9 protein-coding genes are annotated in these 18,784 nt (G+C 38.0%); 8 read left to right on the forward strand and 1 reads right to left on the reverse strand.

Annotated features, from left to right (window positions below):
• Positions 1 to 203: 203 nt before the first annotated feature.
• Complete coding sequence (locus tag KEM10_RS18940) at positions 204 to 1,835, reverse strand: tetratricopeptide repeat protein (RefSeq protein ID WP_212218076.1); 1,632 nt, start codon at positions 1,833 to 1,835, stop codon at positions 204 to 206.
• A 319-nt stretch (positions 1,836 to 2,154) separates the two neighbouring features.
• On the opposite strand from KEM10_RS18940, the gene KEM10_RS24585 reads away from it, so the two are divergent.
• The 8 genes from KEM10_RS24585 to KEM10_RS18975 all read left to right on the forward strand — a co-directional run bounded on the left by KEM10_RS24585 (position 2,155) and on the right by KEM10_RS18975 (position 18,607).
• A complete protein-coding gene (locus tag KEM10_RS24585) occupies positions 2,155 to 2,289 on the forward strand; it encodes a hypothetical protein (RefSeq protein WP_262897941.1) in 135 nt (44 codons plus the stop codon).
• Between the two features lie 20 nt (positions 2,290 to 2,309).
• A complete protein-coding gene (locus KEM10_RS18945) occupies positions 2,310 to 9,947 on the forward strand; it encodes a S8 family serine peptidase (protein WP_212218079.1) in 7,638 nt (2,545 codons plus the stop codon).
• A gap of 103 nt (positions 9,948 to 10,050) precedes the next feature.
• On the forward strand, positions 10,051 to 12,183 hold the full coding sequence (locus KEM10_RS18950) for a T9SS type A sorting domain-containing protein (RefSeq protein ID WP_212218082.1): 2,133 nt from the start codon (positions 10,051 to 10,053) through the stop codon (positions 12,181 to 12,183).
• Positions 12,184 to 12,348: 165 nt separating this feature from the next.
• On the forward strand, positions 12,349 to 12,777 hold the full coding sequence (locus tag KEM10_RS18955; protein ID WP_212218084.1) for a DUF4625 domain-containing protein: 429 nt from the start codon (positions 12,349 to 12,351) through the stop codon (positions 12,775 to 12,777).
• 89 nt (positions 12,778 to 12,866) lie between these two features.
• On the forward strand, positions 12,867 to 15,785 hold the full coding sequence (locus KEM10_RS18960; protein WP_212218087.1) for a SusC/RagA family TonB-linked outer membrane protein: 2,919 nt from the start codon (positions 12,867 to 12,869) through the stop codon (positions 15,783 to 15,785).
• Positions 15,786 to 15,805: 20 nt separating this feature from the next.
• On the forward strand, positions 15,806 to 17,338 hold the full coding sequence (locus KEM10_RS18965; RefSeq protein ID WP_212218090.1) for a RagB/SusD family nutrient uptake outer membrane protein: 1,533 nt from the start codon (positions 15,806 to 15,808) through the stop codon (positions 17,336 to 17,338).
• A gap of 16 nt (positions 17,339 to 17,354) precedes the next feature.
• Entirely contained in the window at positions 17,355 to 18,167 is an 813-nt protein-coding gene (locus KEM10_RS18970; RefSeq protein ID WP_212218093.1) for a DUF4843 domain-containing protein, read from the forward strand.
• Between the two features lie 80 nt (positions 18,168 to 18,247).
• Positions 18,248 to 18,607 carry a hypothetical protein gene (locus KEM10_RS18975; protein WP_212218096.1) on the forward strand — a complete coding sequence of 120 codons (360 nt, stop codon included), beginning with the start codon at positions 18,248 to 18,250 and terminating at the stop codon, positions 18,605 to 18,607.
• Positions 18,608 to 18,784: the final 177 nt, after the last annotated feature.

Genomic DNA, 18,784 nt, shown 5'->3' on the forward strand with positions numbered 1-18,784 from the left:
CAAAGCTTGCTAATTTCCACTTACAAACAGCAATTTTCTTCGTGCAATCGACTCAAAATAGCCCGCTATTCTTTCGTCAATATACACTTGAAACTAACTATTTGTAAGCGTTCTGAGTTCAAAATTTTACGTCGAACTCAGGTTAATAAGCAATTGGTAAATTGCTGTGTTTTCAACTATGTGCGCATATAGCTAAGAGCGCATTATAAATCTGACAGATAACTCACCAGGTTAATATCAGTACCTGTAAGGTTTAACTTTTTACGTAGTCGCCCTCTGGCCACTTCTACGCTACGTACTGTTTGATGTGTTATGGTTGAAATTTCTTTAGAACTAAGGTTAAGTCGAAGTAATGCAGCCAGCCTTTCTTCCGATGGAGTAATGTCGCTATGTCGGTATCTGAGTTTTTTATAAAAATCGGTATGTACCATTTGAAAACGGTATTCAAACTCATTCCATATCTCATTGTCCGATTCGGCATTTAAATTATAAATAACTTCCTGTATACTTCTCTGATTTTCTTGTTTTAGATTCTTTTTTAGATTTAGCAGGCTTTTGGCCACATTGTTGATCAATTCGTTTTTCTGAACCAGGTACATTACGTTGGTGGTTAATTCTCTGTTTTTTGTGTCAATTTCCAATTCCAGATTCTTGTTTTCTAAATCAACTCTCTTTTTTTGATTTCTGTAGGTAATAGTTCCCAGCAGTGATACAATTAAAATGGCTGATAAGGCCACAATCATAATTGTATATTGACTCTTAAGTTCTGCTTTCTCCAGAATAGCTTGCTCTTCAATCTTTTCCAGTTCAAATGATATTTGCATCTGAGCCAGTTGATTCATCTTTTTTTCATTCAGAAGGCTGTCGCTAAGTGTTTTGTATAGTTTGTGTTCCTCCAGTGCTTTGGCCAATAATCCTTTGTCTTCATAAATTTGATATAAAAACATATGAGCCACTTGCTGCGATTCTAATAATCCACGCTGTTTAGCCAGTTCAAGTGATTGTTTGGCAGCCCACTCTGCACTATCCAATAAATTAATATGGTTGTAATAATCAGATAGAAAATAATAAGATTTGACAAGCCCTTCGGTTAAGCTCTTTTCTTTTCTAATTTCAATGGCTTTATCAAGATATTCTTTACCCAAACCAAAATTTCCATTCTGAACTTCAATTTTTCCGAGGTTATTATATATCGAACTTGTAATATCAGGAAAATAACCGGCTTCAGCCGCCTTTAATGCTTTCTCATAATATTCAATAGCTCTTTTGTCTTCACCTAACTTTTCATATGCACTGGCCAGGTTATTATATATTTGAGATAAATACTTGTAATATTCTGTTTTTATCTCTTCGGGTGTTTCGTTAAATAATTGAATACATAGTTGATAATAGTTGATGGCTTTGTGGAAGTTTTCTATTCGATCGTATACTGCACCTATGTTGTTAAGCGTTCGTAAACTGCCAATAAAATGCTTTTCCTTTTCAAATGCCGCTAAGGCTGAGAAATACAGTTTTAAAGTAGCATCGTAGTTTCCTAAAAAGTAATTGGTAATGCCTGATTCCAACTGAAATAAGGCAAATTGTATAATGTCATCGTTGTTATTGGCGAGTTCTTGTCCCTGATTACTATATATTATGGATTTTTTGTAATCGTATTTACGTGTTAGCTTCACAATCTGAGTAAGTATATCAACCTGTTTTTCGTATGCATTCGCATTCATCAGCAAATTACTTAAGCTGTCTTCTTTGATGATATCCGTGTTTTGAGATTGGATAAATTGAGTTGAAAACAGAAAAATCAGGATATATATAAATGCTTTGTATCGGCCCATCATCTGTAAATTTTAGGTGTACAAAAATAACGATTATTTGTCCATTTTAAGGTTGCGTTAAATATATCTAAAAGAAATAGAGCAATAGGTTAAAATCCAAAAAGAGAGGTGTTAAAAATCATATAACCAGTCTGTAAGAGTGTTAAGTGAGAGGTGGAATGTTCGATTATGTTATCTAATTATGCGTTATGTTGAGGTTTAATTGGAGGGGGGTGTGAGGTATGGTTGAGCTATAAAACCTTAAAAAATAATAAAAAATAAACTCATTTGCATTTAGTCTACAATCCTAAAATGGAGTACGCTGACATTAATCTGATCAAGTATGAAGGAAAATATATCTGAAAAAGAAATTAAGCGCCTTATAAAACGACGCGAAGAGGAGAACGAGGTTTTTAAGAAACTCTTAAAACGTTTAGATGAGAGTTCTAAAAAAGCAAAGGAAAAAGGGAAAAAATAACAATAAAATCCTATTAAAGAATGAATATTACTACCCAATTAAAACAAATTTTATGCCTTATCCTGATAATGCTGTTATCTGTAACAGCATTATCTCAGGAATTACAGGTATATAAAAACGGTGTACTTCAAGGCGAATTTAAAGTAAAAATTAAGCCACAATTGGTAGTATCACCTGTTGGATTAAAATCAACACAGATTAACGGTTATGCTAATACAGGTATACAAGGTATTGATGATTTAAATTATCAGTACGAAGCCGTTAGTTTTGAACGTTTAATTCCCTATTCCCCCAAGCACGATATTAAACATCAAAAACATGGTTTGCATTTATGGTACAAGGTAAAGGTAAATACACAAGCCGAACTTGATCAGGTACTAAAAGCCTATAGTAATACAATAGAAATAGAAAGGGTTGAACCTTTTTATGAGAAAAGTCTGGTGCCACACACACTTACAAAGGCTGATATTACATCTGCTGCAGGTTTGAAATCGACTTCCAGTTCGCCTTTTGATGATCCCCAATTTGATGAACAATGGCATTATCACAATACCGTTGATAACCCGGGTACGCCAGGAGCAGATATAAACCTGTTAAAGGCGTGGGAGCGTCAAACTGGTCATCCTGATGTGATTGTGGCAGTAATTGACCAGGGGGTTGATTATAAGCACGAAGATTTGGCGGCTAATATGTGGGTGAATGAAGCAGAGCTTAATGGCACGCCAGGTGAAGATAGCGATGGTAATGGCTATATCGATGACGTTTATGGTTATGATTTTGTGAATATGGATGGCGATGTTAAAGCATTACCACATGGAACGCATGTTGCTGGAACTGTTGCTGCTGTTAATAATAATGGTATTGGTGTAGCTGGTGTTGCCGGTGGATCGGGCAATGGCGATGGTATACGCATTATGTCCTGTATGATTATGTCGGAAAGTGCGACAGGAAGTGCTGAAGCAGCATTTGTATATGCAGCAGATAATGGTGCTGTTATTGCTCAAAACAGCTGGGGATGGAATATCCCGGGGGTTGTAGAGCAATCCATTTTGGATGCTATTGATTATTTTATTGAGGAAGCCGGTCAATACGAGAACAGCCCGATGAAAGGCGGGGTTGTAATTTTTGCTGCCGGAAATAATGGCGATGAGGGAGAATACTGGCCGGGTTGTTACGAACCAGTGATAGCAGTGGCTTCAACAGGACCAGATAATGAAATAACATCCTACTCCAACTATGGTGACTGGCTGGATGTGTCAGCTCCAGGAGGTAATGTTAACAATGGACAAGACCATGGGGTGTTAAGCACCATGCCTGATAATAGCTATGGATTTTATGATGGTACCTCAATGGCTTGTCCCCATGTATCGGGAATTGCAGCGTTAATTGCATCAGAATATAAAGGACCTGAATTTGATGCTGGTCAGTTAACAGCCCGCCTTTTAAGTGGAGTTAATGTAATAGATACCATGGAAGTTAATTCGTCATGGGTTGGTAAAGTTGGACTCGGAGCTGTTGATGCTTATCTGGCTTTACTGGAAGATAACGGGATAGCACCGGATGCCATCACAGATTTAAGCTATCTAGGGGTGTCTGGAGAGTTTGTATTGTTAAATTGGACTGTGCCAGCCGATGAGGATGACGATGCCCCTCGCTATTTCCATGTTTACTATGCTGATTACTCATTTGATAACAGCATGATTGATACAATCAGTTATGTGCGCGTCAACAGTATTCTGGATGCAGGAACAACATTTGCATATGAGCTAACCAAATTAATGCCTAACACCAATTATCATGTAGGTGTTACAGGTGTTGACCGCTGGGGTAATGAATCCCTGTTATCAAATATGGTTAGTTTTTCCACCAATGCAGGTCCGGAAATTACACTTGATAAAACCAGTATCAACTTCAATGTTGATGTAAATAATGATACTTTATCGCATCAGCAATTTACTATTTCTAACACAGGTGAAGGCTTGTTAAAGTGGAATATTGCCTCAAACCATGTTGAAAACATTGATATATACGACAATCAAAATGAGCGCGTGCTATATAAGGTCAATTATACCGGAGGACAAACCGGTATTGACTCGCAGAATCTCAAGGATAAAGCATCCATTGAGCCATTTGCACAAAAGCCATCGTTGCGCTATATGTATTATTATCATCCTGATTATTTAAATGAAACACTTGTTAAACTTGGTGAATCAAATGAAGAGCTGCCCAGCTCATCAGCAACCTATTTTAAAGTAGTTAATTCCGAAGGTTTTAACCTAACCAGCGTATTGGTAGGTGTGAGTTTTGATAAGATTACAGATGATCCGCTTTATGTTGAAGTATATAAAGGAGGTGACATTAACACTGCTAAACTGGTTCATTCGCAAATTTTTGAGATTGGATACGATAACTATTACATTGATCAAATTGTATTTGATAAGCAAATGCAGTTTAAGGAAGGTGAAGAATTTTTTATTGTATTTCATATGCCTCCAGGTCACAGGTATCCGTTGTTGGCCGCACAAGCCTATAATCTGGCCGGCACTGATCATTCTTATTTTAGTAATGACCAAGGAGTTACCTGGGTTAAATTAAAAGATATTTACTACGACTACACCAAGGTATGGGTGGTTGTAGCAGTTAACGATTTGGAACCTTTAGAAAATTATGTTGAATTATCTAATACTTCTGGCTATTTAAATCCAAATGAATCGGAAACAATTGACCTGACAGTTAATGCCGCTAAGTTAATTAATGGTGATTACGAAACTAACCTTCAGGTTTTCGGTCAAGGCTATACAAATTTATGGAAAGATGTTAATCTGAATTTTGATGTTACTGGCCAGACCAGTAAAATTGAAAGTGATGATGTGGTTAACTTTGGTAATGTATTTATAGGTACAGGAAAAGAGGAAACCATTACTATAAGTAATGTTGGACTAGGCGCATTTGATAATGGATATAATGCACTTAATATAGAAATTAGCCATCCTGACTTTAAGCTGGTCGGAACAGGTCCTAAAGTAATTCCGGCTGAACGTTCGGAAGAGCTACGCTTTTACTTCAAACCTACCACAGAGGGAGCCATTAATGCTACAGTTAAAGTCAGCGATAAAACAGGTAAAGTGCATACATTCAGTTTGTATGGTGCTGGAACCTGGCCAGCTAAGGCGGTTGTGAGTCCACCTGTATCTAACTATGCCGACATGAATCTGGGTGATTCCTTCGAAGGAAGTTTTTTCCTACGAAATGATGGAGATTATCCGCTAAGATATTATGTGCCAAAATTTGCCGATGGTTCTAATATGCCTGATTTTGACACAAAGTCGATTCATAACTTTGGCTATGTGTCCGGGGAAAATACTCCGGCACCGGGAGAAGAAGCTTTCGAATGGGACGATATTCAATTCACTGGCACAGATATAACAGATATCTTCCGATTGGATGGTAGCGTAATGTTAACCGATGCCCAGATTGGTTTCCGCTTTCCATATTTTGGTAATAACTACGACACCTGTTATATCTCCAACTGGGGAGCTGTATCGTTAGCCAATAATGGCTGGTTTAATGCCAAGCCGGCTGGTTATAAAAATCCTGCACAGCCTTCTAAGTTAATATCGGCCTGGGGCATGCCTTTTAGTCTTAATCTGGGCGGAAAAATTTACTATCAGGCACTACCGGGTAAGTTTGTAATACAGTATCAGGATGTTGTGCACGAAAGCTACATTTACGACAATACTATCAGTTCAGGTATTGGCTGGCTTGAGGAGCCAATAACCTTCCAGATTGTATTACATCAGAATGGTGATATAGATTTTAATTATAAGGATTTGGGAGAGGTGCTTGGTACCAGAGACCTGGGTTTTAACAGAGCTTCTACTTTAATTATGATCGAAGATCAGGCCCTGGATGACCGAATTGTGTTAAATGGTTATGGTACAATTGTAGGTAGAGATCCATTTATACTTGGTACATATCCAACTACCGGGCATCAGATATATTTTAAAAATCCGGGTTATGGAGTCTTGAATGAGTTAAGTAACTCGTCTGGAACCATAGCTGTAAATGATTCAGTTGAAATTCATTTTAAAGGATCAACAGAGAATCTGTTTGTTGATGATTTTGAAGAGCGCATTAATATTGTAAGTACCGATCCGGTAAATAATCCGGTGGCGCACACCATTAAAATGAATATTACATCTGGGGGTACCGTAGGCTACGTCTTTGTTCCTGAGGAATTGGATTTTGGCAGCGTATTTCAAGGTGCTATCACCGACCTTACGCTGCGCATCACCAATAATGGTTCGGCAGTGGGTACATTAACTAATGTAGTGTCGGAAAACGGAATGTTTACCGTAGACGGTTATTTGCCAGCGGAACTAAAGCCTGAAACTGTTTCCGACTATACAGTTACAGTTAATGCTACTGATCTTGGGGTTGTTTCTGATGTTATTGTAGTAATTGATGATAAGGGGCAAACATTCCGCATTCCTGTTACCTGCAATGTCGTGGAAGCACCTTTTATCTCATCCGGAAGGACTGAAATAGATGAATCACTTCAATATGGCACATCCAAAACTTTAAGCATAGATATTGTCAATGATGGGAATAACCCTATGGAAGTTACACCATCGGCTAACGAATGGTTATTTGCATGGCCTGATGACGGAACAGAAGTAAGTGGTGGTGCCGATTATGTATACACCATAGAGCATAATACAGAATCGCCATATTATAACTGGAGTAATGCCATCAAAGAAGGCACTAAGCTGGATGTGACGGAGGAAATATTTAATCCTGAGAAATTCTGGATGACTATACCTCTGCCTTATGAAATATCTTTCTATGGCGAGAAGTACGATACTATTTATGTGGGACATACAGGTGTAATTACCTTTTTGCATGATCAACCATCGCGTGAGTGGGGACCTGATCACTTTATACCCAATGAAGCATTAATTAATGGATACCTGGCACCTTTATTTGGGTTTAATGGGGTGTCGAATCCAAACTTTTATCCTGAAACAGGTATTTATACCATGGAATACAACGATAAGTTTGTGATTCGTTTTCAGGACTTAGGTTCAAATGGCGGTGGATCACCAGTATCAGTTGAAGTATGGTTGTTTAAAAACGGCATTATTAAGTACCTCTATGAAGTCAATGAACCTGAGACTGCCATGATTCTGTCTTCTTTAATTGGTATTGAAAACCAGGATGGGACTAAAGGTATTCAGGTATCGGCCCGCACAATGGGTATTATTCAGAATGGAACAGTAGTGACTTTCCTGCCTCAAAAGTCATTTACCATACCTGCTAACACTACACAAGCCTTTAATGTGTTCCTTAATGCAGAATCGCTGTATGATGGCGTTTATACTGATAAATTGATTTTTGCCAACAACACGCCTTCAGATCCTGAGTTTAGCATTCCGGTGAACCTGCAGGTAGTGGGTGAGAACAATGTGTTTGTTGAGGATACCCTGGAAATGGGTGAGCTGATGATGATTGATCACGACAACTTGGGTTATACCTCTCCTTACAAAAGGTACGACTTTGATTTTACAGTGAAAAACACAGGTTCGCGTGTTGTAAAGATCAGCAATGTAAAGCTGCAAAAAGGCTTTAATTATGGAATCACTATGGGTGATGATAATAAGTTTGGTACGGGTAATGCCGTTGATGGATGGGTTGATATCTCACGTAAATTTATCAACTATAATCTGAAGCCTTTGGCCGAAGAAACATTCAGGTTACGTGTATATCCCTTGGCTGAAGCAGAAGTGACAGATACCATACTGATCAACTGCGATATTGAAGGTGGTGTAATAAAAGTACCTGTATCTGGCATATTTACAATGCCACCAGTTATTAATGTGCAGACTGAACGCATCGATTTATATACGGATACAATCAACTATGTTGATAACCGAACTATTGTGTTTGATAATTTGGCGGGTTCAGCTAATCTGAATTACGAAATTGGCATTAGCTTTAAGCGTGGTTCATCGCCTCAGCCTGCAGTAGCCAGCGTTACGCCTATGGCCTTACCATCAGAGTATGCCGGGCAGCTTAAAATTAGCAAAGCCGAAGATAGTGCGCCTGCAGCAGTGTTAAAAGCAACGGCTAATGACTTTAACCGCGTGTTACAGTATGAAAATCTGGTTACCAACGAAAGTCTGGTGGGATTCGGAGAAAGTACGTTGAATTTTACGGCTGCTACCGGGTTTTATGCGCCTGAAGATGGTTTTAACCTGTCGCATGTACAAACCTGGTACGCCTGGGGTGATGTGCTGGAGAGTGAGATAAAGGTGCAGATTCTGGGAGGTGCTGAAAAACTCGCTGACTGTCAGTTGTTATACGAGCAAAAATATCAGCATATAGCCGAAAGTGGCTCGTCAGCCGGAGCGTTTATAACCATTCCGCTTGATGATAATGTATTCTTCTTCCCCAACGAGAAATTCTTTGTGGTATTTGTATTCGACTTTAGTATTACTTATCCCTTAGGAACTTTTACAACATCTGAGCCTGTTTCAAACCGCTACTACTTTGGCGATGGCGAAACCATGTTCGAAACCGTTGAAGCCGGATATACCACATTAGGATGGATGGTCCGTGCAGCCGAATCTGAAGCAGGTGGTTTAACCTGGTGTACTATTGAATCGGAAAAACTAGGTAAACTTATGCCAGGTGAGGAATCGCAAATCGACCTTTCGTTTAACTCTACCTACGCTGAGCAAGGCGTTAATCAGGCCTTTATTATTGTGAAGAGTAACGATCCATACACGCCAACTGTTGAAGTGCCTGTAACACTTAGCCGTAATAAAGGACCTCAATACGCTGGTGGTAACGAAAGGCGTTACAGCATCAATGAAGCTGATACTTTAAGTTATGTTCTGAAAATTCATGACGAAGAAGGCGACAGTTTCACCATTAATGTGCCAGAAGAGAAGGACTACTTCACTTATACTGTCTCGGAAGATAAGGTTTATATTGAATTTACGCCTGATTACGATGGAGAAGGGCAGCATACATTTTCTGTTGAAGCCACAGATAGTCATAGTAATCAAACAACATTCCGTTTAATTGTAGATGTCGCTAATGTTAATCGTGCTCCCTATGAGTCGGTCGAAATAGGAGAACAGGTTTTCCCTCTTGAAACCGAAGACGGTTACCTGATTCATTTGAGTCATCACATTATTGATCCGGATGGAGATGAGTTAAGTTATGAAGTGGAGGTGGATAATGAAGAAGTTGTGGAATTATTCCACAATGGTAATACAGCCATTTTTATGCCTATAAAACTTGGTTACACCACAATCAGGCTTAAAGCTACTGATCCGGAAGGAGCTGAATTTGAAATGATAGTGCCAGCCTTTGTTGAACACCGTGTTGGTATCGACGATGTTGAGCAAAATGCCATTCGCTTATATCCTAATCCAGCCGATAAGGAGGTGAGATTGACACTTGATCTTACATTGGATGTGGCAACGCGATGTGATGTATTGAATACTACTGGTGAATTGGTTAAAAGCTTTGCTTTAAAGGGTATTAATGGAACTAATATGCTTAATATAAGTGACCTTAATCCGGGACTTTATATGCTGAAGGTATATACCAAATCAACTTCTTATATGAAAAAACTCATTAAAAACTAATCATTTGGCTACCGGCTGATAAGCTTTGGCCGGTAGCTACATGTATAGCTTTATCACAAGGTTGCAACGGCAACAATTTTTGTTAACCATTAAATATTAAATCATGAAAAGATTTACTTCATTATTACTGGGAGCATGTTTATTCAGTTTCTCAACGATTGCACAACTTGCGCCACCAACTAGCGATGTATCAGCACCTGTTACTAAAACAGGTACTGTTAGTAGCGTGGCTAACTATGGAACAGGTCTTGTATTTGTATCGAACACAAGTACTAACGATGTTATTTCAATTACTACCGACGGCAGTAGTTTTACAGATGTTGAAAGTCTTGAGGCAGGAACCGTAAGCGGTATTAACGGCTGGTCTGATGGTAATATAGCCTTTTATCTGGGTGATGATGCTTCAGGAGTAGGTTTGCGCAAGCTGGAAGATGGGACTGTGACACTTATTGATGGTCCTAATCCAGTTAATCCTACCCAAAAACCCGGATCAGGCGTATTGCGCTATACAGGTGACAACGGGCCACTTTATTTTTATAATTACTATGATAGCTTTGATGCGATAAACGGTGATGTGTATTTGCCATCCTATACTGACGGTACAAGCCCAAGTACAGCAAACTACACATCTTATGATGCTTCAACCAGAAACAGTTTGCCATTAGGTGCCATGTTTAATGGTAATCTTTATTTGGCAGGTGCTACTGGTGGTTTCTTTCCAACCCCAAAACTTTATGCTTTTGATGGAACAAACTTAACCGAGGTTCATAGTGGAACTGAACTGTCTTTTTATAATTTTACCTCAACTTTTAAACACCTGTTTTTTCTTCAGGGGCTTTATGGTGATTTCTCAGATGCAGCATTATATACCTTAAATACAGATGGTGTTGTAGAACGCTTGACTATTAATGGCATGGACGTAATGGTTGATGATTCAATGCCATTGCAAGTTCTTAATAACAAAGTTTACGCAGTTGTTGAAGATAAGTTAACATCCATTGCCTGGGATATGGATTTCGCAACAATGTCTTGGGGATGGAAAATTGAAACTTATCATGTTAATGCTCAAGATGAATCAGATAATATTAGTGATTTTGTTATTTCTGGAGATAATATCTATGTATTGGCTGCTAAAACAGAAGGTGAAGCTGAATTGTATGCTTTAAACCCTAATGAAGGAGAGTATGTTAGTGCCATGCCTGATAATATTGCTCCAAGCGATGCATTTCACTCGTTAACAGCTATTGAAGGCGGTGTTGCCTTTTTAGGTAATAATGGTACATCAGATGTGGTATATGTATCGGATGGTAATGATGGTAATACTAAGCAATTGCTTTTTGAAGGACAACCAACTCTATCAATTAATGAAATGTACAGTGCTGGAGGTAAAGTATATATGTTTGCCGAAAACGGAACAGATACAGATATTTACCAATATACTCCTTCGTTTTCTACGCAAACGGTAACCGTAACTATTATTGATGAGGCAACTTCCAATCCAATTCAGTATGCAAACGTAGTATTTAATACTGGTTTAAAAAGGTATTCAGGAACAACAGATGAAAACGGACAAGTCGTTATCGAAAATGTACCAAACGGATATTTGAATGTAACTGTAGATGCAAGTGGAGCCGGTTCTTATGTTGCGATTAATGAAGAATACTATGTAGGTGCATATACCACAGAAGTAACCTATTCTTTACTAACAGGAAAGCAGTTTATGATTACAGTTCTGGATTCCAATACCAGTTCAGAAGTATACGATGTAACTCTTACTTTTGAAGATCAAACAGATGGCTCTACTTATAGTACAACTATTGTTTATAATAGTATGACATGGATGGTAATAGGTAACACACCTATTTTACCGATGGGTACTTATACTGTAACTATTGTATGTGATGGATATGATACATATACTGAAACTGACTTTTTAGTTGATGACAATATAAGTTCTGTCTCTTTTACAATTTCTGAAATATCAACAGGTATGGATAAAACCAAAGATAATGGTATATCAATTTATCCAAATCCAGCTTCAGATGTGATTAATATTACTACAGATAAAGAAATTGTATCCGTTGAAGTTATTGCTATTAACGGTGCAAAAGTGAAACAATTTACAAGGGGTAATATCACTCAAATCAATATTTCTGATTTAGCTAAAGGAATTTATATAGTAAGAACCACTGATGTAAATGGAGCTAAAGCATGGACAAAGGTTAATAAGCTCTAAGGAGTTATTGTGTCGGATTGAAGTACCCGCCAACGGGCGGGGCTTCTTTCTTTTATATACTATTGAAACAACATTCAAATTAACAATAACAGCCTAACGTGCCATCACGAACAGATTTGTCAACCCAAAAAAGAATTACAACCCATCAATAAATATCCAAAGAAGATGATAAAAGTGAATAGGAAATTAATGCTATTGGCAATGAGCCTTCTGTTATTTGTGGCATGTGATAAAGATGAAATAACAGACACTACTGCACCTGAAGCTATAGTTACGGCACCTCAGGCTCAAACCTATTACAGGGGAAATACCCTAATGTTATCAGCTACATTCACCGACGATACGGATTTGAAAGAATGTACTGTATATCTTACCCAACAACAAACAAAAAATACCAGGGGATGGGATGATCCCTATAATCCCGACGCAGTTACTTTTCCATTATCAGGAAAAGAAGATGTAATCAACAATCAACATTTATTTGAAACATCTATCCCTTTCGACATTATGTCGGGCGACTATTACGTGGTAGTTGTTACGTCCGATCAGAGTTTAAATTACAGTACACTTCAGATACCCATATATATAAAGTGAATCCAATATATTTAATAGCAAAGGCAAAGGCAGTTCATCATTTGAGGTGAACGATTATATAAACTCAAAATCTACAAAATTACATTATAATGAGGCAATTATTAATTTATTTGTCATTGGTTTTATTTATCTCAACAGGAACGGTTTGGGCGCAAAATACGTCTCTTACCGGTACTATAACAGATAAGACAACTAGTGAACCAATGATTGGGGTTACCGTACTGGTTAAAGGCACTACCATTGGTACTGTAACCAATTACGACGGTGTCTATAATTTACAGGTTCCTGATAATACTGAAATGCTTGTTTATTCTTTTATAGGATACCAAACGCAGGAAGTAGCCTATACAGGACAATCAGTTATTAATATTCAATTGCAGGATGATTCAGAGAATCTGGACGAGGTGGTTGTTACCGGATATGGTATTCAGAAGAAAGGTACTTATACCGGATCTGTAGAAGTTGTGTCAGCCGAAAAGATTGAACAAGTACCTGTAGCCAGTTTCGATCAGGCCCTTCAGGGACGTGCTCCAGGGGTTGTTTCAGTTGGATCATCAGGTCGACCGGGTGCAGCAGCCACCGTTCGTATTCGTGGGGTAAGCTCCATTAATGCGGGTAACGATCCTTTGTACATAATGGATGGTATTCCAATCACGGCCGGGCAGTTTAGTGCTTTAAATCAGAATGACATTGAAAATGTATCTATATTAAAAGATGCAACAGCTACATCTCTATATGGAAGCCGCGCAAGTAATGGAGTTATTGTTATTACTACAAAACGGGGTAAATCCGACGGGCGCACAAGTATACAATATCGTGGTCAGTTTGGTTTAAACACCATAGCACGCGATAACTTTAATATGATGAATACGGCTCAGAAAATTCAATATGAAGAAGAACTGGGTTTGAAAACCTATACTCCTGAAGAAAAACTGGATTTGATGAAAACAAATACTAACTGGTTTGATGTAGTCCTTCGTGATGCCTTAACACAATCACACGAATTATCAGCCAGAGGCGGGAACGAAAATACGCGTTTTTACATGTCAGGGGGCTATTATTTTCAAGAAGGTATTCAGTATCGCTCCGATTTTGAGCGTTTCACATATCGTTTGAATCTTGATAATAAAGTTTCTGACCGAGCTAATTTGGGTGTCAATCTATCGTTTGGCTACGAGAGTAATAACAATACAGTAAGCGGAGGTGCAGCATCAACCAATGTATATAATCCAATATTTGCAGCTCGTTTACTTAATCCTTATTTAGCTCCATATACATCTGATGGAAGCTATAATAATGAAGGTTTTCCGTTTGCAAATCCAATTGAGCAAATAATGCTGAATGAAAATAAGAATAATACTCTTAAAATTGTCGGTGGTGTTTTCTTTGATGTGGAATTGGCCAAAAATTTGGTGTTTAAAACTAATTTGGGAGCTGACTTCTATGATTATAGATCCTATGGTTTTCTTCATCCTGATTCGGAGTGGGGGCGCGGATTTAACGGTAAGATTACAGAAGGATTTCGCCGCAATTTTCGTCTAACCCCTACTAATACTCTAAGGTATAAGTTTCAAATTGCCGAGAAACATGATTTTAACGTATTGGCTGGTCAGGAAATAATTTCAAACACCAATAGAGGATTTAGTGTAGGTGCCAGAAATATTCCAACTGATAAGCTTCGAGTGCTTGCTGTTGCATCTGAGATTGACGGATGGGGAGGTGATGGGTATGATTATACCGTAGCTTCTTTCTTCGGTAATATGGCATATAGTTATAATTACAAATACCTGGCTGACTTAAGTATTCGTCGCGACGGTTCCTCACGTTTTGGTGTTGATAACCGATGGGGGACCTTTTGGAGTGCGGGTTTGGGTTGGAATATTCAGGAAGAAGAGTTTATTAAAGGTATTGGTTGGATTGATCAGTTGAAAGTCCGTGCTAGTGTTGGTGAAACTGGTAATTACAATATTGGTAATTACGAGCATCAGGCACTTTATGGTTATACTACTTATATTGAGCAAAGTGCTGCCTTTTACGCGCAGGCTGCTAATGATGAGTTAACCTGGGAGCGTAAGTTCAAAGCTAATGTTGCTTTGGAGATGGCTTTTTTGCGAAAATATAGAGCTAAGGTTGATTTCTATAGCGAAACCACAAAGGATATGTTATTTGTTGTACCCAGATCAATAACAACCGGAATAGGTGGCCGTTTGGAGAATATTGGAGAGATGAATAATAAAGGATTTGAAGTTGAGTTAGATGGTCAGCTTATTCAAAAAGGTGATTTTGGTTTTCACTTAAATGCCAACCTTTCGTATAACCTTAATAGGGTTACCAAGTTATACAATAATTTAGAAGAGATTGATCAAGGATATACTAAAATTACCTTGGATCAACCTTTAGGAACCTTTTATATGGCACGATGGGCCGGAGTGGACGAATCTACCGGGAAAGGATTGTGGTATACTGCCGATGGTGAGGTAACCGATACTTATTCTGATGCACATCGGGTACTACTTGAAGGTAAAACTTATTTACCACCATTAACTGGAGGTTTTACCGGCACTTTTAGTTACAAGAGTCTTCAATTATCTGCTTTTTTCTCATGGATGGCTGATAAATGGTTGATTAATAATACAAGGTTCTTTACAGAAAGCCATGGTATGTTTGCCTCGTACAATCAAAGTGCCGACTTACTTGATTACTGGAAACAGCCTGGTGATAAAGCTAAACATCCGAATCCTGAATATCAGGATAATGAGTTTGATACACGATTGTTGGAAAATGCCTCTTTCCTTCGGTTAAAGAACCTGACTTTAAGTTATAATCTGAATAAGAATTTTGTACAGAAAACAATGTTCTTTAACTCGTGCCGGGTTTATGCTCAAGGGCAGAACTTACTGACTTTTACCGGTTATAAAGGAATTGACCCTGAATTTTATGGTGTTATGGAGGCAAATATGTACCCGCATGTAAGAACAATAACTCTGGGTATTGATTTAGGATTTTAACAGTAGCAAAAATTAAATATATGAAACGAGCCAGATATAAGGCCTACATGCATAGACTGATAAATACTGACTTGTTGCATATGACAAATGGAAGAAAACATTACCATATGAAAAGGTTAATTTTAATATATAGCTTATTAATAGTGTTGATGTCTGGCCTGGTATCGTGCGAAAAACTGTTTGATACCAAACCGCTGGATAGCACACCTGCAGAGGATATTCTTACTAACGAAAATGATGCACAAACTTTGCTATACGGTATGTATGCTTACTTTGGTTCTGGTGCATCATATGGTCGATCGCTGACTACAATGCTTGATATTATGACGGATGCCAGCTTGGCATCAACTGGTTTTAGTAACCAGCTGGGGCAGATGTTTGCCTGGAAGATAAACCCTGGTACTAGCGAGGTGGGTGATTTATGGAGTAATCATTATGGTGCTATTTACAATGCTACCTATCTTATCAATAATTTACATACAATTAGTGGAGATTCAGTTAATCTTGATCGGATAAAAGGGGAAGCCTTTGTAGGCCGTGCTCTAATGCACTACAACCTGGTACGATTGTTTGCTAAATCGTATAATTCATCTACAGCTGCTAACGAAATGGGTATTCCGTATCGTTTAGATTACGATGATCCTAATCCGTCTCGCAACTCAGTAGGAGAAGTTTATGATTTAATAGTCAGTGATTTGGACAAGGCTTTGGAATTATTGCCAAATAACGAAAGTTACGATAATGAAGTATTTACTCTTGATTTTGCTAATGGCTTAATGGCACGTGTATTGTTGGATATGAAAGATTACGCAGGAGTAATTGAACATACTTCGCAGGTGATTAATAATCCGGCATTTAGCCTTACAAAAGATCAAGCTTTTACTGATATGTGGCTAAAAGATACCGGCTCTGAAATTATTTGGCGCGTTGGTTACAGAATAACAGATGCTAATTTGGTAGCTCCTGGGTACAACTTTTTTAATATGAATAATATGGAGTCGCCTCTCTTACCTGATTATATTCCATCAGATAAATGGGTAAACCTATTTAATTCAAAAGATATTCGTTTATCTACATATGTGGCTAGCGTTACAACAGGATATGGGTGGAATAGTAAATTAGTTATCAAATATCCAACCAATCCCGATTTTACTTCTCAGGTTGTAGGTATGAATATGCCTAAACCAATGCGCTTGGCCGAAATGTATCTGATGAGAGCGGAGGCTTATGCTTTTAGTAACGATGATGAAAGTGCCATAGCTGACCTTGATGCACTATTAGAAAATCGTATTGAGAATCATCAAGGTGTTAGTATTGAAGGTGATGCGCTTAAGAGTTTTATTATTCAGGAAAGACAGAGAGAATTGATGTTCGAAGGATTTTACTGGTTTGACTTAAAGCGAATGGGTAAAGGTTTCGCCCGAATACCTCAAGATAATACTTCTACAGCTAACGATCTTGATATTAAGGCTGATGATTATCGCTGGCAGTGGCCTATTCCAACTTCCGAGTTGAATGGAAATCCAGTAATTAAGCAGAACGAAGGTTATTAATTTTAATTGGCAAAGGATGAAAAAGATAAATGTGATATTGGTATTAACACTTGCTGTTTTAGGATTATCCTGCCAGCAAAACGAGATAGAGCAATATAATGGGCCGTCGCAAATACACTTTTTAGAGCAAAGTGGTAGTATGATTGTAAATGAAAGCAATCCGCTTTATACCATTGAGGTGGGGGTAAGTAAAGCTGTTGACACCGATCGTACCTTTGAAGTGGTTATCGATTCAGAAAAATCAACTGCAGAAGAAGGGGTTAACTTTGTTGTTGTGAATAATCAGTTGGTTATACCTGCCGGTGAAGTATTAGGCAGTATCGATGTACAAGGTGTTTATGAAGGATCGGAGCCCAATGGAGTGAAATTGGTACTTCAATTATACTCAGCTAATTCTAATGAACTGGCTGGTTATAACAATAGTTTTGAGCTTAACCTGTTTAAATTTTGCGATTTCGATAGAGATGCCTTTATTGGAACATATCGTGTGTATGAGCATTCTTATTTTGGAGAATTTGAATACGAGGTTGAAATAACAGCAGGAGATGATCCTTATTCGGTATTTGTTGATGGTTTTTGGGAAGTACCAGGTTCAAAGGTGCAGATTAGTTTTAATCGTAAGGAAACTACTTGTTCTATTCCATCACAGTATTTTTTCGAAGATCTTAACCTTGGATATGAAAATGTATGGATAAGAAGTTTAAGCAATGGTAATTACAATACCTGTTTAGGCACAATAGAAGAGCTAGAATATTTTGTATATCCGGGTGATACCCCTGATAACGGATGGGACAGAGGTACTTTTGATATGTATAAGATAACAGATTAGGTAGATAGCTGCCTGTAAGCAATGGGTTTCAGACCATAGTTGATTATTTCAGTTGGTTTGGAGCCCATTTTTTTAAGCCAATGATTGAAAATATAGCTATAGAGTTGACAAGTATTGTTATCGATAACACAGCTTTCTTAAATGGTATTTTAATAACTCCTTTTTTAGTTCGCTTTAAGATTGATGAAATTAAGGAGAATTTGCTTATTCATCTATCTTTTGATGATAGTAGTATTACCTTTGAAAATTTAGGTAACAACGTTGAAATATTAATGAAAAAACTGACTGGTATTGCATTAAATCAGGTTGCTTTTGTGTGTAAACAAGTTAGAGAAACAACTTTTGCCTATTTAATGTTGTTGCGTTTACAAAAGCTTGGTATTGTATGCAATGTTTTTTACGAAAAGGAAAACGCTATGCGATGGCTACGTTGCCAGTAAGCTCTTTAATGTTTTAGATATTCAGTTCCGTTATCCAGCTTACTTTTGAATTACTGTTGACAGACGCCCTTTCAGGGCTTAATAACCGTATTTCTTAAACACAGCACTCCACTTCGACAAGCTCAGTGTCGTACTGTGCTGCTACAGTCAGGGCTCCGCCCTTCTTTTAACTGCTGC

Origin of the sequence: Carboxylicivirga linearis (assembly GCF_018271995.1) — a bacterium.
Lineage (GTDB): Bacteria > Bacteroidota > Bacteroidia > Bacteroidales > Marinilabiliaceae > Carboxylicivirga > Carboxylicivirga linearis.